The sequence below is a fragment of the Parabacteroides sp. B2-S-102 genome, from assembly GCF_023656665.1.
In the GTDB taxonomy this organism is placed as follows: domain Bacteria; phylum Bacteroidota; class Bacteroidia; order Bacteroidales; family Tannerellaceae; genus Parabacteroides; species Parabacteroides distasonis.
Genome location: NZ_JAMOKM010000009.1, coordinates 180,592 through 206,623, shown reverse-complemented (window position 1 = coordinate 206,623; position 26,032 = coordinate 180,592). Strand labels below are relative to the sequence as shown.

12 protein-coding genes and 1 tRNA gene are annotated in these 26,032 nt (G+C 44.9%); 9 read left to right on the top strand and 4 right to left on the bottom strand.

Features of this window, described 5'->3' with window-relative positions; translation table 11 throughout:
• Window positions 1–90 precede the first annotated feature (90 nt).
• From NBH07_RS13430 to NBH07_RS13400, 7 genes are all read left to right on the top strand, one after another.
• Window positions 91–3,207 (top strand): SusC/RagA family TonB-linked outer membrane protein, encoded by a 3,117-nt coding sequence (locus NBH07_RS13430; RefSeq protein WP_005861298.1) that lies wholly within the window; start codon window positions 91–93, stop codon window positions 3,205–3,207.
• 27 nt (window positions 3,208–3,234) lie between these two features.
• A complete protein-coding gene (locus tag NBH07_RS13425) occupies window positions 3,235–4,830 on the top strand; it encodes a RagB/SusD family nutrient uptake outer membrane protein (RefSeq protein ID WP_005861296.1) in 1,596 nt (531 codons plus the stop codon).
• A 179-nt stretch (window positions 4,831–5,009) separates the two neighbouring features.
• Window positions 5,010–8,699 (top strand): phosphoribosylformylglycinamidine synthase, encoded by a 3,690-nt coding sequence (purL, locus tag NBH07_RS13420; protein WP_146334411.1) that lies wholly within the window; start codon window positions 5,010–5,012, stop codon window positions 8,697–8,699.
• Between the two features lie 267 nt (window positions 8,700–8,966).
• Window positions 8,967–9,617: a hypothetical protein gene (locus tag NBH07_RS13415; RefSeq protein ID WP_008773859.1), complete on the top strand. Its 651-nt coding sequence runs from the start codon at window positions 8,967–8,969 to the stop codon at window positions 9,615–9,617.
• A 169-nt stretch (window positions 9,618–9,786) separates the two neighbouring features.
• The gene (locus tag NBH07_RS13410) at window positions 9,787–12,957 is read left to right on the top strand and encodes a TonB-dependent receptor (protein ID WP_156682329.1); all 3,171 of its coding nucleotides are present in this window, start codon (window positions 9,787–9,789) and stop codon (window positions 12,955–12,957) included.
• Between the two features lie 38 nt (window positions 12,958–12,995).
• Entirely contained in the window at window positions 12,996–14,414 is a 1,419-nt protein-coding gene (locus NBH07_RS13405) for a calcineurin-like phosphoesterase C-terminal domain-containing protein (RefSeq protein WP_156682330.1), read from the top strand.
• A gap of 239 nt (window positions 14,415–14,653) precedes the next feature.
• Window positions 14,654–15,925, top strand: a complete 1,272-nt coding sequence (locus NBH07_RS13400; protein WP_087343644.1) for an ATP-binding protein — start codon at window positions 14,654–14,656, stop codon at window positions 15,923–15,925.
• Between the two features lie 759 nt (window positions 15,926–16,684).
• Here NBH07_RS13400 and NBH07_RS13395 read toward each other — a convergent pair.
• From NBH07_RS13395 to alaS, 4 genes are all read right to left on the bottom strand, one after another.
• Window positions 16,685–19,744 carry a DUF6383 domain-containing protein gene (locus NBH07_RS13395; protein ID WP_156682331.1) on the bottom strand — a complete coding sequence of 1,020 codons (3,060 nt, stop codon included), beginning with the start codon at window positions 19,742–19,744 and terminating at the stop codon, window positions 16,685–16,687.
• Window positions 19,745–20,610: 866 nt separating this feature from the next.
• Window positions 20,611–20,685, bottom strand: a tRNA-Pro gene (locus tag NBH07_RS13390).
• Between the two features lie 36 nt (window positions 20,686–20,721).
• Window positions 20,722–21,783, bottom strand: a complete 1,062-nt coding sequence (gene aroB, locus NBH07_RS13385; RefSeq protein ID WP_156682338.1) for a 3-dehydroquinate synthase — start codon at window positions 21,781–21,783, stop codon at window positions 20,722–20,724.
• Between the two features lie 154 nt (window positions 21,784–21,937).
• Window positions 21,938–24,559: an alanine--tRNA ligase gene (gene alaS, locus NBH07_RS13380; RefSeq protein WP_156682339.1), complete on the bottom strand. Its 2,622-nt coding sequence runs from the start codon at window positions 24,557–24,559 to the stop codon at window positions 21,938–21,940.
• 98 nt (window positions 24,560–24,657) lie between these two features.
• Here alaS and NBH07_RS13375 point away from each other — a divergent pair, with 98 nt between their 5' ends.
• On the top strand, window positions 24,658–25,641 hold the full coding sequence (locus NBH07_RS13375; RefSeq protein WP_005861279.1) for a M23 family metallopeptidase: 984 nt from the start codon (window positions 24,658–24,660) through the stop codon (window positions 25,639–25,641).
• Window positions 25,642–25,655: 14 nt separating this feature from the next.
• Window positions 25,656–26,012, top strand: a complete 357-nt coding sequence (locus tag NBH07_RS13370; protein WP_005861277.1) for a MerR family transcriptional regulator — start codon at window positions 25,656–25,658, stop codon at window positions 26,010–26,012.
• Window positions 26,013–26,032: the final 20 nt, after the last annotated feature.

Here is a 26,032-nt window from a genome sequence, read left to right as displayed (position 1 = left end):
AGTTCTTCGGAAACTAAGTCAATCGACTAAGTGGCAACAATTGATTACAATGATCTATTTATTAACAAATTAAACAAAAAGTATGTGTCTATGAAAAGGTTGACTTATCTATTACTATGCTTGTTCGCAAGTATAGCGTTCGCAACGGCTCAGACCACGAAGGTGACCGGTACGGTTATCTCGGCGGAAGACGATGGACCTATCATTGGAGCCTCTATCGTAGTAGCTGGTACTACTACCGGTACTGTAACGGATTACAACGGAGCGTTCACCTTGGATGTTCCTTCTAACGCGAAAAAGCTAATCGTTTCCTACATCGGTATGAAATCTGTGGAAGTGGCAGTAAAACCAATCATTAAAGTCACGATGGAGTCCGACTCTCAGAACTTGGATGAAGTCGTGGTTGTCGGTTACGGAACTCAAAGAAAAAAGGATGTGACGAGTGCCATATCTAAAGTAGGAGGTGAAGACTTAAGCAACTTGGCAACAGCGTCTTTCGACTCTCAATTAGCTGGACGTGCCGCTGGTGTACAGGTTACGACTCCTAGTGGCGTATTGGGAAGCGGTCCTCAATTCAAGATCCGTGGTATGAGTACGATCAGTTCTAACTCTCAGCCGTTATTCATCGTAGATGGCATGCCGATCGCCACCGGTGATAACGCCGATGGAAAAACCGGCTTAGGAATGGCTTACGCTTCTTACAATGCGATGTCTGATATTAACCCGAATGACATCGAATCCATTGAAATATTGAAAGACGGTGCGGCTACAGCTATCTATGGCTCCCGTGCGGCAAATGGAGTTGTATTGATCACAACTAAAAAAGGCTCCAAGGGACGTACTCAAGTAACTTACGATGGCTATGTAAGCGCAGCCAGCGCAGCTAAATTGCATGATCTTCTGGGAGCGAAAGATTTCGTGACTATCGCTAACGAGAAATACGAGAACTGGGGAATGAAAGGACAGGCTGTTTACGATCCGAACGGACCGGACACAAACTGGAATGATTATATTTTCCGTACAGGTTTCCAGCACAATCATAGCTTATCCGCCAGTGGTGGTACGGATAAAAGCCAATATTATGTATCATTAGGTTTCACGGAACAAGAAGGTATCATTCGCGCCAATGACTTAAACCGTTTGAGCTTAAAGGCAGATTTGACACAACAAGCGACAAAATGGTTACGCATCGGATTAAATGGCCAGATGACCCGTACCCGGGTTAATGGTGTCATGAATGACGAGAATTCATTGGGTGGCGTAGGTTTCGCCGGCACTCGTATGCTTCCAAACGTATCTGTATTCAATCCGGATGATCCTACTGGTTACAATATCGACGCTGAAAACCGTAAGACATTAGGTCGCGGAAGCAACCTTTCCTATATTGATAATGGTATCCAGAATATCGTCTGGGCATTAGACAATAACGTAAACCGTACGACCAATACCCGTGTATTAGGTGGTGGATGGGCTGAAATCACATTCATGGACGGATTGACTTTAAAGACACAAGCTGGCTTAGACATCTCGAATGTTAAAGATTTCATGGTATGGAACCCGGAATCAGGAGACGGATACGGCTATGGCGGCTTATTGGAAGAAATCAATACCACATACACGAACTGGAACTGGCAAAACGTAATCAACTTTAACCGTACATTCAATGATGTACATAATCTGACGGCGACAGCGGTACAAGAGTACACCCATCAAGAATATGAATATACGGACGCAACCGTGCAACAAATATCCGATGCTTTCTTCACCGACCATATCATTTCCAACACATTTGGTGAGAGATTCGTATCTGGAGGTAAAACGTTTATGGGATTAGCCTCCTATATGTTCCGTGCGAATTACAACTATGATAGTAAATATTATATCGGAGCCTCCGTCCGCACAGACGGCTTATCCAGCCTTCCGAAAGACACCCGCTGGGGTACATTCTGGGGAGGATCAGCCGCTTGGCGTATCTCTCGCGAAAAATTCTGGAGCGAATCAACTATTAATGATTGGTTTAACGACTTACGTATCCGTGCCAGCTACGCTACAATCGGAAACTCTGACCTAGGGAATTATTTCCCTTATCTGGGAACTTACGGGGCGAAGAAAGCAGGATCGAATACAGCTATCGCTTGGAACCGTATGGGTAACAGCCAGCTTAAATGGGAAACAACCGAGACTTTCGATATCGGATTGGATGGCTCTTTCTTTAATAACCGCCTGACATTCGAGCTAGCTTATTGGCAAAAGAACTCCAAAGACTTGGTGTTGGAAGTTCCTACAGCACCTACCGCTGGTATTCCTTACAACTCATATTTTGATAATATCGGTAAGATCAAGAACTCCGGTATGGAATTGACAGTTAACGCTACAATCATCGCTACCAAAGATTGGAACTGGCAAACTAATTTCAACTTCTCCACAGCTAAGAACACGGTGAAGAGCTTATACGGCGGAACAGACATCGTAGACAATTACACAATCATTCGTGAAGGAGAGTCATATAGATCTTTATATGGATATGATTATTACGGCGTAAACGCCGCAAACGGTAATCCGATCTGGAGTAAGGCGGACGGTTCATTAGTGCAATTCGACACATTCGGCTCTTACGACTATGCGGAATATGATCCTTCCAACCCTTCGGATGTCTCCAAGGCTTCTTCCTTGGACGCTAGCGACCGTAAGGTATTAGGTTCATCTATGCCTACTTGGTACGGAGGTTGGAATAATACAGTTTCTTACAAGAATTTCGATTTAAATGTATTCTTCCGCTTCTCCGGAGGTAATAAGATCATGAACGCTTCTCGTCAAAGCGCATTGTTCAATATGGATTTCTCCAACAATGGAACAGAAATCTTAGGCCGCTGGATTTCTCCAGAGCAACCGGGTGACGGCATGACTCCAAAAATCGGTTATGGAGACGCCTCTTCCTTATTCAATGATGGATATACGGATTCACACTTCGTTGAGAGCGGCAATTACCTAAAACTATCGACGTTAGCTTTAGGCTATACACTACCGAAGGCGGTCGTATCCAAACTGAACATGACAAAGATTCGTTTCTATGTTCAAGGACAGAACTTACTCACTATCACAGGTTATTCCGGATTGGATCCTGAGACAAACTCTCGTTTAGGTGTAGATTGGAACGGTATGCCACAGCAACGTTCATTCACTTTTGGAGCGAACATTACATTCTAATTTCACAAACTAAGAAAAGTTACAATTATGTTATACAAGAAATTATATAAAAACATTTCAGTAGTAGCGTTAGGGACAGCCCTGTTCTCGCTACCCGTGTTCACCGCCTGCGAAAGCGACGTCGTAGACCTTGAACCTGTTGACAAATTCTCCGAGCTTACGGCATACGGGACAGAAGAACGTTGCGAGTTAGCCGTAGTCGGAGCTTACGATGCCGCACAATGTGGTATGTACGTAGATCCGAATGACTTTGGGTGGGCACGCGGTTATCCTTTTGGAGCGGCCAGTATATTGCAAGGCGAAATGCGCGGTGAAGATATGAACCTAACCGCCCAATTCTATGATTATACCTATTCCGCAACCTATAACTTGACTACCGCTAATAACGTGGCGATGTGGGAAACCTCTTTCGAGGCTATTAACCGCTATAATACGGTATACGCAGGTATAGAAGGCGCGGTAGCGGCGGGTGTCATAACCGAAGAGAAAGGGAATCAGTACAAAGGAGAATGCCTGTTCTTACGTGCGTTAACCTATCACAACTTGATGATCCATTATGCCCTGCCCTACAACGTAGAAGGTAACAATAACTACGGTATGCCTATTTACACGAAAGCCGTAAACGACCCCAGCCAACTCGCTGAGCAACAAAGCATAGGCCGTTCTACCGTTAAGGAGACTTACGATCAGATATTAAGCGACCTGAATAATGCGGAAAGCATGCTTCCGGACATTATTGATGCTGATAAGATCGGACGTGCGAGCAAAGGTGCCGCCATCGCATTGAAAACGCGCGTATATTTACATATGCGTGATTGGAACAATGTAGTTACTGAAGCTAAGAAACTGGAAGGCGGACGTTTCATTCTGGAAACCAATCCTGCCACTCCTTTCGTTTCTTACAAAGACAATCAGGAATCTATATTCTCCATTCCGAATGACTCTCAAGATAACGCATCTGTAAATGGAGCTATGTCCGCTATGATGTCTGCCCGTGAAGGTGGCCGTGCGATGTGCCCGACATCCCCTACCCTTTACAACTCCAAATTCTGGAAAGGGGATGACAAGCGTCGTAACCTCGTCCTTTATCGTGCGTCTGACGATTATTACTTCTGTGATAAATACCAGAATCCCCAAACACGTGAAGAGTACGCCCCGATCCTGCGCTATGCCGAGGTATTGCTAAACGAGGCCGAGGCTGCCGCACGTGCGGGAGACAAGACTCTCGCATTGGAGAAATTGAATCAAGTAAGAGACCGTTCTTTGGCCGACCCCGCTACACAGACGTATAAGGCAAGCGATTTCGCCAACACGAAAGCACTGGTGGAAGCTATCCTTTGGGAGCGTCGCATTGAGTTCCAAGGTGAAGGTCGCCGTTGGGAAGACATTCATCGTTTAGCGGCTGACGACTTGCTGCCGTCCGGTGGTATTCCCGCTAAAATCGAATATAACAATGTGAAGAACCAAGGCGCATTCGTTGTTGGTGGAGAAGTGAAAGCTGAATGGTTCGGCAACAGCAAACAGTTCATCCCGTACACGGATAAACGCTTTATTTGGCCGATTCCATTGAATGATATATTAAGAAACCCCACGCTAGCCGCACAACAGAACGCAGGCTGGTAGAATATAGACACACTCTTATTTTTTACTATGCAGGGGGCATGAGAGGGCGAGACCGGGAGGTTCCGCCCTCTTTTCTTTTAAAACGTATTGACATAATAATTCACGGGAAATCATTATCTTTGCACTCTCTAAAAGAGGCTTATTCGTTATTTCGTGATAAATACTAATAAATCAACGATATGATTCTATTCTTTCAATCTTCAACAAAGACGGTGCTGGCTGTAGAGGCCGCGCACGCTTTCTCTCCTGAAGACACTCAAAAACTGGTTTGGTTGTTTAGCGAGGCGACTCCTGTTCAATCAGAAACATTGGAAGGCTGGTACGTAGGGCCACGCCGGGAAATGATTACCCCGTGGAGTACGAACGCCGTTGAAATTACCCAGAACATGGGCCTGACCGGTATTTCCCGTATTGAGGAATATTTTCCTGTTTCTTCTGGCGATGCGGATCACGATCCGATGTTGCAACGTATCTACAATGGCTTGAATCAGGAGATCTTCACGATCAGTAAAAAACCGGATCCTATTGTCTACATTGAGGATTTGGAAGTGTACAACCAACAAGAGGGCTTGGCTCTAAGCCAAGAGGAGATCGCTTACTTGAACGAGGTAAGCCAGAAGTTGGGACGTAAGTTGACCGATAGCGAGGTGTTCGGTTTCTCCCAAGTAAACTCGGAACACTGCCGACATAAAATATTCGGAGGTGTATTCATCATCGACGGCGAGGAAAAAGAAAGTTCCTTGTTCAACTTGATCAAGAAAACTTCCGCCGAGAACCCTAATAAATTGGTTTCCGCTTATAAAGATAACGTAGCGTTCAATGAAGGACCGACGGTAGAGCAATTCGCTCCCCTATCCGGTGACAAACCCGATTTCTTCGCCGTAAAAGATATCAAGACGGTTATCTCCTTGAAAGCCGAGACGCATAACTTCCCGACAACCGTTGAGCCGTTCAACGGTGCCGCTACCGGAACAGGTGGTGAGATTCGTGACCGTCTGGGCGGTGGTAAGGCATCCTTGCCGATAGCGGGAACAGCGGTCTATATGACCTCTTACCCTCGTACGGAAGGCGCTCGCGAATGGGAGAAAGTCCTAGACCCTCGTCCTTGGTTATACCAGACTCCGGAGCAGATCTTGATCAAGGCTTCCAATGGCGCTTCCGATTTCGGTAATAAATTTGGCCAGCCGCTTATCTGTGGTTCTTTATTGACTTTCGAGCACACGGAGAACGATAAGAAATACGCTTACGACAAAGTAATCATGCTTGCCGGCGGTGTAGGTTTCGCAAATATGCGCGATGCCTTGAAGGGCGATCCGGAACCGGGCGAGAAAGTGGTCGTGATCGGTGGCGATAACTACCGTATCGGTATGGGTGGTGGAGCCGTCTCTTCCGTAAACACGGGGCAATATACAAGCGGTATCGAGTTGAACGCCGTACAGCGTGCCAACCCGGAAATGCAGAAACGTGCGGCTAACGTGATCCGTGCGATCGCCGAGTCTGACGAGAACCCGATCGTCTCTATCCATGACCATGGCGCGGGTGGACACCTCAACTGTTTGTCTGAGTTGGTTGAGGCTACCGGCGGACACATCGATATGAACAAATTGCCGATTGGCGACCCGACTCTCTCAGCGAAGGAGATCGTAGGAAACGAGAGCCAAGAGCGCATGGGCTTATTGATGAAAGAAGAAGATGTAGCCCGCGTAAAACGTATCGCAGATCGTGAACGTGCCCCGATGTATGTGGTAGGCGAGACTACTAACGACATGAAGTTTGTCTTCGAACAAGCGGACGGCGTAAAACCTATCGATATCAAGCTGGAATATATGTTCGGTAAACCGCCTAGAACGGTTATGACAGACCATACGGTCACTGAATCTTATCAACCGGTTGTTTACAAAGAATCCGAACTTCACCATTATTTGGAGAACGTACTTCAATTGGAGGCCGTAGCCTGCAAGGATTGGTTAACAAACAAAGTAGACCGTTCCGTAACCGGTAAGATCGCCCGCCAGCAATGTCAAGGTGAATTACAATTGCCGTTGAGCGACTTAGGTGCCGTAGCGTTGGATTACCGCGGGAAAGCGGGTATCGCTACTTCTATCGGTCACGCTCCCCAGGTAGCCATGATTGATCCGGCCGCCGGTTCCGTTATGGCAATCGCCGAGTCATTGACCAATATCGTATTCGCTCCGCTGACAGATAAGTTGGAGAGCGTATCCTTAAGTGCCAACTGGATGTGGCCGTGCCGTAACGAAGGTGAGGATGCCCGTCTGTACACAGCCGTACAAGCCGCTTCCGACTTCGCTTGCAGCTTAGGTATTAATATCCCGACCGGTAAGGACTCCTTATCCATGACGCAGAAATATGGCGACGATAAGGTGATCGCCCCGGGTACAGTGATTATCTCCGCAGGTGCGGAGGTTAGCGATATCAAGAAAATCGTCTCCCCGGTAGTAGCTCAAGACAAGAATACATACATTTATTATATAGACTTCTCTTTCGATACCTTGAAGTTGGGTGGTTCCGCTTTCGCTCAAGCTTTGAACAAGCTGGGTAACGAGGTTCCGACCGTGAAAGATCCGGAATACTTCCGTGACGCTTTCAACGCCGTACAAGATGCGATCGAGAAGAGACTCATCCTTGCCGGACACGATATCTCAGCGGGAGGTATGATCACCGCCCTGTTAGAGATGTGCTTCGCCAACGTAGAGGGTGGTTTGGATGTCAACTTGGATAAGATCTCCGAGAGCGATATCGTGAAGATCCTGTTTGCCGAGAATCCGGGTATCTTGGTTCAGGTAAAGGACAAGAAGGCATTCGAAAAGTTGATGGAAGAAGCTGGCGTAGGTTTCGCCATCATCGCCAAACCGACCGACGAGCGCCATGTATTGGTATCGAAAGACGGCATCCAATATCACTTCGGCATCGACTATATGCGTGACGTATGGTACGAATCTTCTTATAAACTGGATGTAAAGCAGAGCGGAAGCGTTTGTGCCGGAAACCGTTTCGAGAACTATAAGATGCAGCCCGTACAGTACAAGTTCCACAAGGACTTTACCGGAAAGCTTTCTTCTTACGGACTCTCAGCCGAACGCCGCGCTCCGAACGGCATCAAGGCTGCGGTAATCCGTGAGAAGGGTACGCAATGCGAGCGTGAGACAGCTTACGCCTTGTATCTGGCTGGTTTCGACGTGAAGGATGTCCATATGACGGACTTGGCTAGCGGACGTGAGACTTTGGAGGATGTAAACTTCATCGTATTCTGCGGTGGTTTCTCCAACTCCGACGTATTAGGTTCCGCCAAAGGCTGGGCCGGCGGTTTCTTGTATAACGAGAAAGCCAAGAAAGCGATCGACAACTATTACGCACGTAAAGATACGTTGAGCATGGGTATCTGTAACGGTTGCCAGTTGATGGCCGAGTTAGGCTTGGTTTATCCGGAGCACGAGAAAAAGCATAAGATGGTTCACAATGATTCCCATAAGTTCGAGTCTAACTTCGTTAGCTTGGAGATCCCGAAAAACAACTCCGTAATGTTCGGCTCCTTGAGCGGCACGAAGTTGGGTGTATGGGTAGCTCATGGTGAAGGTAAGTTCGAGTTCCCCTACGAGGAGAAGGAGTACAACATCATCGCTAAATACAACTACGATGGCTATCCCGCCAACCCGAACGGTTCTCCTTGGTCCGTTGCCGGTGTTTGCTCAAAGGACGGCCGCCATTTAGCCATGATGCCTCACCCCGAACGTGCGATCTTCCCTTGGCAGTGCGGTTATTACCCCGCCGACCGTAAGGAGAACGACGAGGTCACTCCATGGATCGAGGCGTTCGTGAACGCTCGCAAGTGGATCGAGAATAATAAGTAAAAATAACAGGGGTTGTTTTTAGCGTTCTTTGAACCTTAAAAACAACCCCTGTTTCTATATCTCCTTAAAGTTTCTTGGTAACCGCCTTTTGATTGAACTCATCCACACGGCAGAATAGACTTTACAACGAATCCACGATTTTAATATCCAAGCCGGTACAGGGGGATTATAGGTAACTATTACTTTATACAACCGTAATATCCCTGCAACACCCCGCTAATATCTTTGCCTTCGAAATTAATAGACACAGAATTTAATAGAAGAATCATGGAAAGGTTATTTAAAATCAGAATCTTTACGGTTATGTTCTTTTTAGCCGTAGCTTCTATAGCAGCGAACGCTAAAGAAAGTAAGAAGGAAGGTGACAATTATCATGCGAAGCAAATTCTCATCGTAGGTTTGCACGATAACGTGAAATCAAACTATTTCTACAATGGGATGATCGCCGAAGAGACCGGTATGAAAGCGGATAGTATCGACCAAACGTATAATACGATCATCGCCGAGAATATCGCCGCATCCGTAAAGAACGGAGATTGTAAGTTTATCCCGGCAAACGCTACACAAGTGACCGGACAGGTACTGAATGAGATCAAGGTGAACGGGGAGAGCGAGGATTGCTATTCCGATCTTTCAGCCGTGCCGACCGAAGAGTTACAAAAGGTATTGGATAATGCCGACGCTGATTATCTGCTGGTATTAAACCAGCATTATCTTAAATGGCAAGACCAACCGTTGCGCACACTTTTCCATATCGTCAGCTATACCCTATTCGATAAAGATAAAAACGAGGTATATCGGGGGAATAACTTCTTTACCTGTATGAATCTTGAGAATCCGGATAAACTCAGAAAGAGCAGCCGCAAGAGTTCATCCAAGATAGCATCTAGCATTATCAAAACTTTGGATGAGGACTAACCTTCTTCTTTATAGACACATTTATAATTTTCTCGTTGAGCCTAATGGATATCCTTCATTAGGCTTTTTTCTTTATTTAAACCTACACACGGATGTAATCTCTTTGCAAAACGGGGCACTTACTTTTGCGCCGTAAAAGATATTTAGGTTTAATTTTAAAAAGATTGTTATGAGGATGTTTAACAAACGAATTACTTGCAGGTTACTTGCCTGTTTGTTATTTTTTAATTGCTTACCGGCTCTCCTATTCGCACAAGGAACGCAAGCCATTATCACCGGTACGGTCGTGGATAATAAAGGGGAATCAGTGATCGGAGCCACGATCCAAGTCAAGAATGAATCTACCGGATTCTTCACGGGCTCTATCACGAATGATAAAGGAGAATACACCATCAAGCAGCTTCCGCTAGGTTCTCCTTATACCGTTACAGCTTCTTATATCGGTTATGGAGAACAGAAAAAGACAGGATACGCATTGAACCAAGGGGATATGCTTCGAGTGGATTTCAAGCTGGCGGAGGAATCGGTGGAGATACAAGCCGTCGAGGTAATCGCTAATTCCTTGAAGAACATGGTTCCGAAGATCGGTGCGGCAACATCTATCTCCGCTCAAAATATCACGAAGCTTCCTGTAAACGGCCGTAACTTCACATCCCTAATGGATCTCTCGCCATTGAGTAGCGGAGGAAATATCGCCGGGCAATTATCATCCTCAACGAATTACACCATCGACGGTATGACGGCTAAAGGAACCGTAGCGAGCGGAACGACTTCCGGCGCTTATACGATATCCATGGAAGCCGTCCGCGAATTTGAGGTGGTAACCAATCAATATGACGTGACCAACGGACGTTCCGGGGGCGGCACCGTGAGCGCTGTCACGAAATCAGGAACCAATACTTTCACCGGAAGTGTATTCGGATTCGGTCGTGCCGATTGGTTATCCAGCTCCTATGATATACGGGGAAATAAATCGACTTCCGACTTCTCTACCTATCAATATGGTTTCTCTTTGGGAGGCCCGATCGTGAAAGACCGTGCGCACTTCTATGTCGTATGGGATCACCAACAGGATTCCCGTCCGATTTATATAGCGGATATCAAGACGGCGGCGGACGAGTCTCGCTATAATGTCACTCAATCTACGCTAGACCGTTATCTGGATATCGCCCGTACTAAATACGGAGTCTCGAATGAGCCTCAATTCGGGGAGTTCGGTAAGAAGAAGCAGACGAACGCGGTCTTCGCCCGTATCGACTGGCAGTTGAACGCAACCAACTTGTTAACCATTCGCAATAATTTCATCAACGAGAATAATAAACAGAGCGAGAGCGATAACTCCAGTATCAATCTTTACGAGGTTTGGATCGATCGCAAATCGCATAACAACAGCTTACTCGCTACCTTACGCTCGGTATTAAGCCCGAAACTGACTAATGAGTTGAAGCTTCAACATTTCTTGGTTTACGAGGCCACGACCCCGAACAAGCAATTGCCAAGCTCTAATATCCCAAGAGCAATCGTAGAGAACGTGGAATCTATATCTGGTGACAAGAGCATGTACACTTCCATCCAACTTGGAGGTCAACGCTACGCTCCTGAACATTTCAAGGATAATGTACTTCAATTGGTAGACAATATGTATTATAATACGGACCGCATCAACTATACATTCGGAGCGGACTTCATGTACACCAATATGAAATCACTCTACGGCAGTGAGATGAACGGACGGTTTTATTTCACGGGACTGGATAATTTCGAGAATATGACTCCTTACCGCTATGCCCGGGAAATCGCCTTGGTAGATGATCCTACCGTAAAGATGAATACCTTGAACTCCGCTATCTACGGACAATTACAAACGAAGCTTTTCACCGGATTCGAGGTCATGGCCGGTATCCGTGCGGATTATACCCGCTATTTCAACCATGCGAACTTTAACCAGACTGTTTATGACGAACTAGGCTTACGTACGGACAACGTAATCTCCACCTTCCAGTTGCAACCCCGCGTTCAATTCACGTGGAACGTGAATGATAAACATCAAGATATTATCCGCCTTGGCGCCGGTATCTTCGGCTCGGATTTAAACAACTATTCGATGATCAACAATATGCTGTTCGACGGTACGAAGGTAGCGTCCGTGGATATACAAGGCAATTTGGTTCCGACACCGAATTTCCCGGCATACCGCAAAGATCCTTCTACCGCTCCGGGCGTTGATTTATTTAACAACCCGAATATCCAAAAGATCAGCACGATCAATATGAATAGTAAGGATGCCCGTGTACCGGTAGTATATAAGTTGAACGCCAGCTACACGCATTTCTTCTCCGATCGCTTGCGGGTAGGTATCAGTGCTTACGCCAACTGGGCACGCCATAATTATATGTACGTAGACCGTAATATGGTGGATGAGCCTTACTTCCGTATCGCCGCCGAGGGGAATCGTGGCGTGTTCGTCCCCGCCGAGAGTATCAATACCAAGAACGGAGCTACCGACTGGATGCAAGGACGTAAAAGTGATAAGGTAGGCCGTGTGCTGGAATTAATCAGCGATGGAAAAATCAACCAATACGCATTCGTCGTAGATGGAACTTGGCGTTATTTCAAGGATGGCGAGCTTTCTTTCAGCTATACGTGGAACGATTCCAAGGATAACACCTCTTACAACGGTAACGTAGCGAATACAGCGACTCTAGCCTTGATGGTAAAAGATGATCCTCGTGATTTGAGTACCATGACTTACTCGGACAACCAATTCCGCCATAAGGTCGTATTCTACGGTACGGCTCCTTCTTTCTGGGGAATCAGCGTAGGCTTGCGTTTCTCCGGGATCGGTGGAACCCGCTACTCTTTAGCGGTTAGTGGTAATATGAACGGTGATTTCGTATCATCCAACGACTTGGCTTATATCTATGACCCGAACGATAGTAATACGCCTCAATATCTTCGTGAGGGTATCCAAGCGATCTTGGACAATCCGGAAGCGGAGAAGAGCGTAAAAGATTATATCCGTAAAAACTATGGGAAGGTTGCCGAGCGTAACGGTGGCGTAAATGGCTTCTACGGTACTTTCGATTTGCGCTTGAACAAGAACTTCAAGATCTATAAGACTCATTCCATCGAGGCCTCGATAGACTTTTTCAATTTCCTGAATATGCTGAACAAGGACTGGGGTGCCGGACATAATCTAGGCAAGCAGAATATCTACTCCATCAAGAGTTTTGACGCGGAGAAGAAGCAATACGTATATAACGTAAACAAAAACACGGGTGTATCCAATATGAACGGAAACCCTTGGCAGATTCAAATCGGCGTACGTTATAAATTCTAACTAACATATTCTATATTCAAATCATAAAAAAAATTACGATGAAGAAACAATTCTTATCATTCACGCTTTTACTTGCGTTATCCACTTGGATAGCGCAAGCCGCTACCGTAAGAGGCACTGTATCCGATACGGCAGGCAAACCGCTACAAGGCGTAGTCGTTACGGATGGTTATAATTTCACGCAAACAAATGAGCGGGGAGAATATAGCCTAGATTCGAATCTGGACAAAAGCCGCTTTGTCTACCTCTCCGTACCGGGTGACTATGAGATCGAGCAAACAAAAGGTATACCGGATCTTTTCTATCAGCAACTTGATAAAAGTAAGGAGATCAATGAACATGATTTTACGCTCACCCCTAGGAAACAGCCAATCGACGGGTTTGTCTACTTGGCAATCTCCGATCCTCAGACCATCGACGAACGGCAGATGAAACGTTTCCGTGAAGAGACCATCCCCGACTTGAAGCAGACTATAGAGCGCTACCAAGGAAAAGAGGTCTACGGTATGGCGCTGGGAGACATTACTTGGGATCGCATGGATTTATTCACTCCTTATAAGGAAGCGGTCTCGGTCTTAGGCATCCCGATGTTCTCCGTGATCGGCAATCACGACCACGACTTACGTTACCCGGCCTTATCCAATCAAAAGGTAACCGAGGAGAGCTATGCGGAGCGTATCTACGAGGATCATTTCGGCCCTTACAATTATTCGTTCAATGTCGGGGATGCACATATCATCACCTTAAAAGATATTGATTATTATAAAGACAAGAAATATGACGAACGCTTCGGAAAGGAACAACTGGAATGGCTGAAAAACGACCTGAGTTACGTTAAACCCGGGACACTTGTATTTATCAACGTACATGCCCCGGTATTCAACCAGACGGATAAAGGGGGAGGAAACGCCGAGGACGCTGAGAGCCTGAAAGAGATCGTCAGCCCTTATAATGTCCATATCTTCGCCGGGCATACGCATTTCTTCGAGAACAACCAAGTCACACCGAATCTGTACGAGCATAATATCGGAGCCGCTTGCGGAGCTTGGTGGGCCGGCCATGTAAACCGGTGCGGCGCCCCGAACGGTTATCTGGTCGTTGAGGTGAAAGGGAATGCCGCTACTTGGTATTATAAGGCAACCGGCCATGATTCGGATTATCAATTCAGGGTTTATAAGCCGAATGAGTTCAAATCACAAGCGGATTACCTAGTGGTGAACGTATGGGATTGGGACCCGACCTACCAAGTTACATGGAGCGAAAACGGCATAGAGAAAGGTCGCATGGAGCAATTCGATGATGAAGACCAAGACTATATCGACATGCACGGAAAACCTTCTGGATATCATACATCGCACTTATTCCGTTGCCACCCTTCTGCCGGAGTCAAAGACGTACGGATCAAGGTTATCAACCGATTTGGCGAGACCTTTACTAAAAATGTAACACTCCCGTAATCAAATCGTAACAAGTGGCATTTACTTTTGTATCGATAAAATGTAGAAAACTCTCATTACATATTAATGTTAGAATCATTACAAAGGAACAAACCAAACCTTATTCCTAACTTTGAACGGCAACTTGGCTTTCGGCGGAAGGCGGTTGCCGTTATTTTTTTGAGGGTATATCCTATTCTTAACGGGAAAAGTTTCGAGTTCATTCGAAACTTTTGTACTTTTACGCAAAAGTTTCGAGTATGGACGATAGATTTAAGACATTAGAGAAGTATAACCTATGGGGTGGAAACGATTTTCCAACAGGCTATAAACGGCAAGATTATTTAGATAGGATATTATCCTACACCGGAAACAGATTAATCAAAGTCTTGGTAGGACAGCGACGTGTAGGGAAAAGCTATCTCCTTCGTCAGTTAGCTAGCCATCTCGCCAATAGTGGAGTAAATCCCCGAAATATATTCTTCATTAACTGTGAGCTATCCGCCTTTTATTTTTTGAAAACCAATGAAGATCTTGATTCCCTGTTTAATCTCTACTTAAAACAAATAAATCCTCGAGGTCGTATCTATCTGTTCATTGACGAAATCCAAAATGTAGAGGGATGGGAACGCTTCGCCAACTCATACTCACAGGACTATACCGCCGAATATGAGTTATTCATCAGTGGTTCCAACTCTAAAATGCTATCTGGAGAACTCGCCACGTTATTAGCCGGACGTTATGTGGAATTTGCCATCTATCCTTTTTCATACACAGAGTTTCTTGGAATCACCCAAAAAGAAAATAACAAGATACACTACCTAGAATATATGCAAAGTAGTGGTATGCCTGAATTATACCATCTATCTCAACCAGAAGTACAAAGAAATTATATATCCGCATTAAAAGACACCGTATTACTACGTGATATCATACAAAGACAAAACATAAAAGACGCTAAGTTGCTTGAGGACATTTTTGTCTATCTGGTAAATAACGCATCTAATTTAATATCAATTCGGAATATCACCAATTATTTCAAGAGCTCGGGAAGGAAGACCAGCTATGATACGATCGCCTCCTACATTAGTTACATAGAGGACACTTTTTTGGTACATAAAGTCGAGAAATACCAAATCAAGGGAAAGGAGACCATCGCCGGGAATTGTAAGTATTACATCAATGACCTAGGTTTCAACAATTATTTATATCAAGGCTTTGGCTACGGCATTGGGTATAAACTAGAAAACCTCATTTATCTAGATTTATTAAGGGCCGGCTATCAAATATACGTAGGCAGCATAAAGAACAAAGAGGTGGATTTCGTCGCTATCAAAGGAGAGAGGGTTATCTATCTCCAATCCACTTATTTACTAATCGACAAAGAAACCATCGAACGGGAATATGCCTCGTTAGAGGCCATTGAGGATAATTACGAGAAGATCGTTGTCTCGCTCGATGATCTGCCGCTTCCTTCCAAAGAAGGAATAAAGCACGTACAAGCATGGAATTTATCCCATGCCATTCTCTAAAATCAAGGTTTGTTTTCGGATCTAGCCCTTCCTATAAGCTCACAAAAAAAGCACCTTGGCATTTTGTCAATTTGTAAACTCAACTGCCGGAGAATCACTTTTTTCGGGCAAACGTACAGCTTATCCCCAAATACGAGAAAAAATATTAGCAATCATTTGTCTTATACCGCATTAGTTAAAAACAGCCTTTTATCCTAGCGAATTTAATTCATCCTAATTCATATCCTATAGCTTATCCGGGCTATCTCATTGAGTTACGACAGGGATATAACAGGGTTACGATGCCCATTCATGAGTACTAACAACCCTATTCATGACTGTTTACGATGCCCAACGGCACTATTGGCGTTGCCAAACACGACTAGTCGCACTGCCTTTTACCGCCTATCGTGTGTAAAAAGCGGCCCTTTTGCATGAAAAAGGCTATTTATACCCCTCCGATCTCCCCTACTTCATACCTCTCTCGAAAAGGGTATGTCACGATATCCCCCTTATATCAATCAAAAAGATCGAATACCGTCCATTTCACCAACAAAGCCCTTATCTACCCTTATCAACAAATAAGGGGAAACAGCGCAATACTGTCTCCCCTTGCCTTTGATCCGTTTCCATCCTCACGGAAGTACTTACGGATGAACTTTAATTTATTACTTTAGTATTAATATTAATCCATTCCCGCTTGTTCGCCCTCTCGGGGTACTTGGATAATCCGCACGGGAATGATTTTCGATTTATCTTTTCATTATTCCTTTACATGTCTTATTTAACGACAACCTTTACGGTCTCGTCGCCAACCGTTACAAGAACGATTCCAGCAGGAACAGCGATCGTAGCGTTATCGGAAGTGACAACTGTCTCTGCCAACGGCATACCCAATAAGTTGCGAACATAAGCGGTCTCGCCTTGAGCGCCTTGGATCGTTACAGAACCGGCGTTGCCTGTTACTACGATAGAAGAAGTAGCGTTGTCAATAGACTCGTTACCGGTCGGAATGATACCATCTTCAACGGTTACGACCAAAGCTTCATTTAAATTGCTAGTCAAACCGATTTTTCCATTCAAACTATACAGATACTGCGCATTAGACAAGCTTCTAATCACATAGTCACCTTCTGTAGCGGCATCTTTCAATACAATGTTGAACTTATAGTTGTTCAAGCCAGCCAAAACGCCTTTACTTGCGACAGCCGCAACAGTCACAGTCTCACCTTTCACTTGAGTAGTCAGTGTATCTGCATTCACCAAAGTAGCAGGACGGAAAATAGCTTTCACTATTTCTTCGCCTTGGTTTTTCATGATATAGTTGAAATCCTTAACCTCACTTGCGGCACCTGTGCTATAATAATAAGCAGAGTCATACGCATTGTACAAGAAGGCTCTCTCCGTCTTTTCCGCTATACCTTTGGAGATGAAGAACGAAGGTAAGTAAGTATTGACATCAGCGGTATCCAACCAGAATGTCAAGTTCTCCGCAGATGCGTCAGCCGGAGCTACCACTGCCTGCATATCCTTACCTACAGCCATGAATCCACCATTTACAGCTTGGAAAGCCGCATGACGTAACTCCCCTTTCAAGGATACCATATCCTCACGCAATAAGGAGACTGCACGATAACTGTCTTTATCAGCATAGATTGTAGAAGAATTAAACTCTACCTTTCCTGTTCCTGTATTCAAGCTAGCGACATTACCATCAGCCTTAATCATATCGGTATATTTCTTATCAGACTTCAACATGGAATAAGAACCATCCAAGTTCTGCTTGAATATAAACTTACCCATAGGAGTAGAATTAGTAACGGTAGCGATAGCAGAGGCATCAGCCTTCAAATATTTATCTGAATTAACCGGATTGAAAGCATAAGACAATACGGCTACCGTATCACCAGAAGCAACAGTCTTCACTAATTTCTTAGTGGCATCCCAATAAGCATAACCCTTAACGTTCAGGATCGTATCAGATTTAGCAGCTTTCAACTCGGCTGCACTTTTGTCAAATTTAGTGATATTCCACAAAGTAAAGCCGGCCTCTTGCTTATGAGCTTCAACCTTATCATTATCAACAACTGTCAAAAGTAAATCATCGGCGATTCGGGAATCTTGTTTCTTGAAATTCAATTTAACCGGACCATAAGCGATAGCCTCATCGGATAGATTCAAGAAACCGGCCATCGGATCAACACTCTCTACAGGGATTAATTGGATATTCTTAGCATTAATCTCGCCATGAGTTGAGGAATAAACATGCTCATTTGCTCTATTCACATATCCATATATGAATTTCGCATCTGTAACATCTGCAGGAGTATCCCATTTACCTGTACAAATCTTAGCACCATGAACAAGGATAGCGTTATTTTGATCATACAAACCTAGCTTGATCTCAACATTTGTCTCACGGTTACGGAAGATAAATGATCCATTCTCATCTACGCCAACGATTGTCCATTGAGCGATCGGAGCGTTCATCATCGTATAGTCTGATCCATCAGCTAACAAACTCCAAGTGGTAGAACCACCGGTGGTAGTCGTACTAACTCGCAAATATTTACCATACTCTGAGCTATTGTTACCACTTACCTTATCTGCTCCACTTGTGAACATGATCTGATAAACAGCTGGAGCATCAGCCTTCAATAACGATTCCGGTTTAATAATATTAGAGGCGCCAAACTGAGCTACCGTGGCACCATTTACCGAGGTTGTCGTTAAATAATTAGTGCCTGCATTCGTTACGACACCTACAGCAACATTCTGTCCAGCATCATATTTTCCATCCTTAATAACCGTAGCGGACATTGTCAAAGTATATTTACCCGGATCATTTGTAGGATATTTCTCTGTCACCGTGAACATCGCATTCTCTACCGGTAATTCATCTTTCTCAATGTCAGCATCCTTCTTCAACACATTACCACCAACTATCGTAAACTCATAACCTTGTCCAGCCTTAGGATCTAGGGCGTTAAAGCCATAATTCTTCTCCAAGTTAATCGCTATGAATGTAGAAGCCTCAAAGTCATCGGGTGTATTGATACCTTCCGCAGGTGTTGATATCGCAAAATAAGTACCAGCCTTGGGAGCCACAGTCGCCGCTAAATTGTATGCCTTTACTGTCTGGCTGAAAATATTTTCTGTCGGTTCCTTAGCGAACTTCAAAGAGAAGCCATCTCCTAGATATTGACTATTCAACTCATCAGCAGTCATTGTATTTTCAGCGGCCTCAAACAGAACGATTTTATTATCACCTGTCGCACCAACAGCGATTCCATTTTCAGATAGAGTTAATTCATTATCCGGAGCCTTAGCCGCAGACTTAAGCAATTGTCCCTTTCCGTCATAACTATCATTTGAACCAAAATAAAAATAAATAGACTTATCAGCCTTGCCTGCTACCGCTTCCGTTTTTTTTGTCACCAAATTACCGCTCTTATCAAAGCTCAAATAAGCCCCGGCTTCCGGATTCTTAAATGTATAATACGTCTTACCATCCGTACCTACAGCATTCTCTACCACCCACAGATATTGAGCAATATTCTCGTCATCAAACTTAACATTTTCCGCAGCAGCTGTTGTGGCACTTAATGTTCCATCCGTATTCTTTATTCCTAATACAAATTCTCCATCAGTTAAAGTACCATCAGCAGCAGTCATCGCTACATAATACTTCTTGCCTGATTTGAATTCATGGCCATCATCCTTCGTGCCATTTGCAGCTACAACTTTATCCGGAGATGTAGTTGTATTAATAGCAGAGACAGAGGTAAACGCCGAGGTTAGCAGGACACTAACCGCCAAAGTAAAAAACTTCTTGTTCATAATCTCTAATTTAAATATTAATAATAGTGTTAATTAAATATCTCCCAACTCTTTAATTATCCTTCGCCATACCAAAACGACTAGTCTAGACCATCGTTTAGATCTTGCGTTTTTGAAGAGGGAAAACGGGAGGTTCGTTTACGGAATCGGTTGTTTCGTAAAGGATAGGCTATCCTATTGATAAGAAAGCGAATAAGGGATGAAAAAAATAGCTCGGAAGGGTTGCAGGTATCAAAGAAACGCGTACCTTTGCAAATGACGAATTAAAACGATCGTTTATACTAGCCGTTTTATTAGATAAATCAGTCCTTGATATTATTGGTATGTATTACTAAATCCTATTCATATACATCATATTCTTTAATGTACGTGTACATATATAATATAATTTCCAAGAATCCTCCTCTAGGTTAACGCATACTTGATTTCGCAGGCCGTAGAAGGCTTTCCAAGTGATCAGTTATTCACTTCCCGAGCCGTTAGTTAGCGGCTATATATAGCCGCTAGTTATTCATTCGACAAGCCGTTAGTTATTCACTTCAGCAGCCAATGGCACTCTATCAAACAGCTAGGCCTCCCTACTCCGATAAACAATCGTGCCCCAAAAGACTTTGAACTCACAGAGCATGCACCGATAAGTCGGCACTAAGCAACCATTAACAGATATAATGGCTAAAACAGGCTGGAATGACCGCACTAAATTCAAACGGAAATATATCAATTTTAATCTATTGTCATGATTTAAGGCTATCCCCCATGAATATCGAATGAGTCGGAATTTCTACTGCCTCATTGTTTTAGGAAAGTGATAGAGAGCAAAAAAAGGAGTTAAGCCATAGACTTAACTCCTTTTCTCTCAGCTTTAGTCGGGATGACTGGATTCGAACCAGCGACCACACGCCCCCCAGACGCGTACTCTAACCGGGCTGAGCTACATCCCGCTTTTATTTTACGGGTGCAAAGGTAGTTTTTTTCCGTTAAATGCCAAAACTTTCACGATAAAAATCAAGAGACTCCAAGATTTTTTCTTTGGTGACCGATTGGTTGATACGGACATCCCCTACATTTTTCAGTAAAGTGAAGTTGATGATACCGCCTTCATTCTTTTTATCATGTGTCATTAACTCATATAAGGTATCGTAGTCCGTGCAGTCAAAGAAGAGCGCCGGATAATACTCTTTTATATAATAAACGACTTGACTCAATTTCTCCATCGGGAAGCCACACAGCTTATGCGAGAGGTAAAGCTCGCTCACGATACCCGCCGCTACCGCATGACCATGCAAGATCGGACGCATTTTCAGGAAAGACAAGCTCTCGAAAGCGTGGCCGATCGTATGACCGAAATTCAATGCCTTACGAATACCTTGTTCCTTGGGATCTTCCTCTACGATCCGCTCTTTCACGGCGACCGACTGGCCTACCAAACTATTCAAATACGAATAATTCATGGTGTCGATATCAAAAAGCATGACAGACGCATAATTCTCCATCGAACTAATCAACCCGTGCTTGATCATCTCCGCATAACCGGAAAGGATATTATCGCGATCCAACGTGCGCAAGAAATCGCAATCGATGAATACACACAAGGGGGGATAAAAAGAACCGACCTCGTTCTTCAACCCATTGAAGTTTATACCCGTCTTACCGCCAACCGCAGCATCGACGGACGCCATCAAGGTCGTAGGGATATTGATCGTACGGATGCCCCGCTTGAAAGTAGCGCCGGCAAAACCACCCATATCCGTAATCATACCGCCGCCCAAATTCACCAGCAAGGAGTTACGGGAAGCCCCCTCATTCGACAAAGCTGTCCATATCTGGGCTAATGAGACAAAACCCTTATTCATATCACCCGCTTCCATCACGAGAATCGGCGCCTTTCGAAAGGCCGGTATATCCTCTACCAAGGGAAAACATTTCTCTTTGGTATTCGTATCCATAAGGATGAACAACTTATCGTATTTTAGAGAGGAGAGAAAATCTTGCAGTTCCGATTTCAGGTCCTTGCAAATAACCACTTTTTGCTCTGACATATCTTTTTTATTTAAAACCTTAGACCACAAAGGTAAAACATGTATTCCGATTATCAAAACGACATAAAAAAATTCCTTCGGATGGAATTCTTATTCGATCCGAAGGAATCTATCATTAAGTCCGAAAGAAAAGTCAATTTCTTCCGAACCGATTTTACTGTACTCCAACAGCCTCTTTCACAGCGCCAACCGCAATGGAAAGGCCCTCCATGTTCTTACCGCCGGCCGTAGCGAAATGGGGTTGTCCACCACCACCGCCTTGGATATGCTTAGCGGCCTCTTTTACGATCTTACCGGCATGCAAGCCCTCTTTCACCAAATCATCGCTTAACATAAGCATGAGCGTGCATTTGTTATCGTCAATGATACCGGCAACAAAGACAAAGCTATCGGTTGTCTCCGCCTTGATCTGGAAAGCCACGTTCTTCATAGCGTCCGCATTTGCCTTGCCTACAAATTGCATAACCTTGATACCGTTGCTCTCCGAAGCTTTCGCCACGATCTCCTCCTTCAAACGCATAGACTTCTCACGGATATAATCCTCGATCTGTTTCTTCATCTCGGCGTTCTCCTCGATAGACTTTTTCATCGCTTGCGCCAAATTCGGCATATGGTTCATCAACGCACGCAACTCACGGATCAGATCTTGCTGGGCATATACGAATTGCTCGGCGCCCTCGGCCGTAACCGCCTCTATACGACGGACTCCTGCGGCGATAGAGCTCTCTCCTATCACGCGCAAAGAACCGATCATACCGGTTGCCGGGATATGCGTACCACCACATAGCTCCACGGAGCTTCCGTATTTCACGACACGTACCTCATCGCCATATTTCTCACCGAACAAAGCCATAGCCCCTAGCGCCTTTGCTTCGGCGATCGGCATATTGCGATGCTCTTCCAACGGGAAGTTCGCACGGATCTTCTCTCCAACCAATATTTCCACCTTACGGATTTCCTCGTCCGTCACTTTCTGGAAATGAGAGAAGTCGAAACGTAAAGAATCAGGCGAAACATACGAACCTTTCTGCTCTACGTGCGTACCTAATACCTCACGCAGCGCCTCATGCAAAAGGTGCGTGGCAGAGTGGTTACACTCACACTGGATACGCTTTTTCTCGTTGATCTTCGCAGTAAAAGTAGCTGTCACATCTTTCGGGAGTTTCGCTACCAAATGAACCGGCAAATTATTCTCTCGTTTCGTATCGATCACGTCGATCTTCTCGTCGTCGGCGATCAACCAACCCGTATCACCGACCTGTCCACCCATTTCCGCATAGAACGGGGTTTGATCCAGAACGATCTGGTATAATACTTTATTCTTTTGTTTGATCTGGCGATAACGCAAGATCTCTGCCTCGCATTCGAACAAATCATAACCCACGAACTTACATTCACCGTCTTTCAGCGTGATCCAGTCGCCTGTCTCGATAGCGGCGGCGTTACGGGCACGCTCTTTCTGCTTCTGCATAGCCTTATTGAACTCCTCGATATCGGCTTCCATGCCGTTCTCACGAAGAATCAATTCCGTCAAGTCCAACGGGAATCCGTAGGTATCATATAATGTAAAGGCATCTACGCCATTCAAGACCGTCTTGCCCGCAGCCTTCGTCTCCTCCATTTTCTTATCCAGCAAACGGATACCGGTTTCCAAGGTACGAAGGAAAGATTCTTCCTCCTCCTTGATAACCTTCTCAATCAAGGTTTTCTGAGCGATCAATTCCGGATAAGCGTCGCCCATCGTCTCGATCAATACGGGCAAAAGCTTATACATAAACGCTTCCTTGCGATCCAAGAACGTATAACCGTAACGAACAGCACGCCGCAAGATACGACGGATTACATAACCGGCCTTAGCGTTGGAAGGCAACTGTCCGTCCGTGATAGCGAAAGCGATCGTACGGATGTGGTCGGCGATCACACGCATGGCGATGTCTTGCTGTTTATCCGTACCGTAAGTCGTACCCGCCATTCCCGCAATTACCTTGATAATCGGTTGGAATACGTCCGTATCATAATTTGAGGTCTTACCCTGCAATGCCATACACAGACGCTCGAATCCCATACCGGTATCGATCACCTTAGCCGGCAGCGGTTCCAAAGAACCATCGGCCTTACGGTTGAATTGCATAAATACAAGATTCCAGATCTCGATTACCTGCGGATGATCCTTATTTACCATATCGGCGCCGCTGACCGCCGCACGCTCCTCGTCCGAACGAAGATCGATATGGATCTCGGAACAGGGACCGCAAGGACCCGTATCCCCCATTTCCCAGAAGTTATCATGTTTGTTACCGTTCAGAATATGATCTTTCGGTAAATATTGCTCCCAATAACCAGCAGCTTCGTTATCACGATCTAAGCCTTCAGCGGGGCTTCCCTCGAATACGGTGGCATATAAACGCTCCGGATTCAGCTTCAATACCTCTACCAAGTATTCCCAAGCCCAGTTGATCGCCTCTTTCTTAAAATAATCTCCGAACGACCAGTTTCCGAGCATCTCAAACATCGTATGATGATAGGTATCATGTCCTACCTCCTCTAAATCGTTATGCTTACCGCTAACACGAAGACATTTCTGAGAGTCCGCGACACGAGGATACTTACGGGGCACGTTGCCCAAGATAATATCTTTAAACTGATTCATTCCCGCGTTCGTAAACATCAACGTGGGGTCACCCTTTACCACCATTGGAGCGGAAGGCACGATCTGGTGTTCCTTAGAAGCGAAGAATTGCTTGAAGGATTCACGGATTTCTTTTGCTGTCAACATAATCTATTTATATAGTTCTCGTTAATATTCTGAAAAACAATTTGCAAAAGTACTGCAAATTATTATTTTTGCGTGCATTCAGATAACAAAAAATGTAGATGAAACTCTTTAAAAGTCGCAAAACATACTATTTATACAATCCGAACACTCTCAATTATGAGCGTGTATACCCATCTAGCAAAGACCGGCTGTTCACCGTTCTCCGCCATTTAAGCACCGGAATAGCATTCGGCGTAGCCACTTTTTTCGTCATGATGCATTTGGTGGACTCTCCGATGGAATCTCAGTTACGTAAGGAGAACCGCCTATTGCAAACTCAATACGAGGTGCTTTCCCTTCGCTTAAATAACGCGTTGGACGTATTGGATGATATCCAACAGCGTGACGAGAATCTGTACCGGGCTATCTTCCAAGCTGAGTCTATACCCGAGTCCGTTCGGAAAGCCGGGTTTGGAGGGACAAACCGTTACGAGCATTTGATGAGCCTGTCCAATCCGGAGCTTGTTGTCTCCACGACCCAAAAGATGGATATGCTACGTAAGCAATTATATATCCAATCCAATTCCTTGGAAGAACTGATCTCTCTAGGAAAGAACCAAGAAGAGAGAAGTAAATGTATCCCGGCGATCCAGCCGATTTCCAATAAGGATCTGCGTCGTACCGCTTCCGGCTATGGCGTACGTATCGACCCGATTTACCGTACACCTCGTTTCCATTCCGGAATGGATTTCTCGGCTAAAGTGGGAACGGAGATCTATGCGACAGGTAATGGCGTTGTCACTTTCGCCGCTTGGAAACAGGGATACGGAAATTGTTTGATTATCGATCATGGCTACGGCTATCAGACTTTATACGGTCATATGAGTAAGTTCAAGAAACGTGTCGGACAAAAGGTTACTCGTGGAGAGGTGATTGGCGAGGTTGGAAATACCGGGAAATCTACCGGCCCTCACTTGCATTATGAGGTAATCGTACGAGGGAAGTATGATAACCCATCTAAATACTATTACATGGATCTCTCACCTGAGGAATACGACCGTATGATCCAGATTGCCGAGAATCATGGTCAGGTTATGGATTAAACTTCATTAGCAGTATGAGTCTAAAAAAGAATAAAGATCTCAAACTCTATTTTTCCATCAGCGAGGTGGCGCAGATGTTCGACGTGAACGAGTCCACCCTTCGCTTTTGGGAGAAGGAGTTCGATATCATCAATCCAAGGAAGACGAGCAAAGGTACCCGTTTTTACAAGCAGGAGGATATCGACGCGGTACGCCTCATCTACCATCTGGTTAAAGAGAGAGGGATGACCTTGGCCGGCGCACGGCAAAAACTGAAGGACAATAAAGAGACGACGATCCGGCAAGAAGAGATCGTAAACCGCCTGAAACAGATCAAAGAAGAGCTGTTAGCTATGAAAGACGCATTCGATGCTTTTGCCCCGAAAGTGTGATTATTCTGTTGATAAAACCA

Excerpts from the sequence above, each read along its gene's own strand:
- NBH07_RS13430 (WP_005861298.1), top strand. The coding sequence starts at position 91 with ATGAAAAGGTTGACTTATCTATTACTATGCTTGTTCGCAAGTATAGCG.
- NBH07_RS13425 (WP_005861296.1), top strand. The coding sequence starts at position 3,235 with ATGTTATACAAGAAATTATATAAAAACATTTCAGTAGTAGCGTTAGGG.
- purL (WP_146334411.1), top strand. The coding sequence starts at position 5,010 with ATGATTCTATTCTTTCAATCTTCAACAAAGACGGTGCTGGCTGTAGAG.
- NBH07_RS13415 (WP_008773859.1), top strand. The coding sequence starts at position 8,967 with ATGGAAAGGTTATTTAAAATCAGAATCTTTACGGTTATGTTCTTTTTA.
- NBH07_RS13410 (WP_156682329.1), top strand. The coding sequence starts at position 9,787 with ATGAGGATGTTTAACAAACGAATTACTTGCAGGTTACTTGCCTGTTTG.
- NBH07_RS13405 (WP_156682330.1), top strand. The coding sequence starts at position 12,996 with ATGAAGAAACAATTCTTATCATTCACGCTTTTACTTGCGTTATCCACT.
- NBH07_RS13400 (WP_087343644.1), top strand. The coding sequence starts at position 14,654 with ATGGACGATAGATTTAAGACATTAGAGAAGTATAACCTATGGGGTGGA.
- NBH07_RS13395 (WP_156682331.1), bottom strand. The coding sequence starts at position 19,744 with ATGAACAAGAAGTTTTTTACTTTGGCGGTTAGTGTCCTGCTAACCTCG.
- aroB (WP_156682338.1), bottom strand. The coding sequence starts at position 21,783 with ATGTCAGAGCAAAAAGTGGTTATTTGCAAGGACCTGAAATCGGAACTG.
- alaS (WP_156682339.1), bottom strand. The coding sequence starts at position 24,559 with ATGTTGACAGCAAAAGAAATCCGTGAATCCTTCAAGCAATTCTTCGCT.
- NBH07_RS13375 (WP_005861279.1), top strand. The coding sequence starts at position 24,658 with ATGAAACTCTTTAAAAGTCGCAAAACATACTATTTATACAATCCGAAC.
- NBH07_RS13370 (WP_005861277.1), top strand. The coding sequence starts at position 25,656 with ATGAGTCTAAAAAAGAATAAAGATCTCAAACTCTATTTTTCCATCAGC.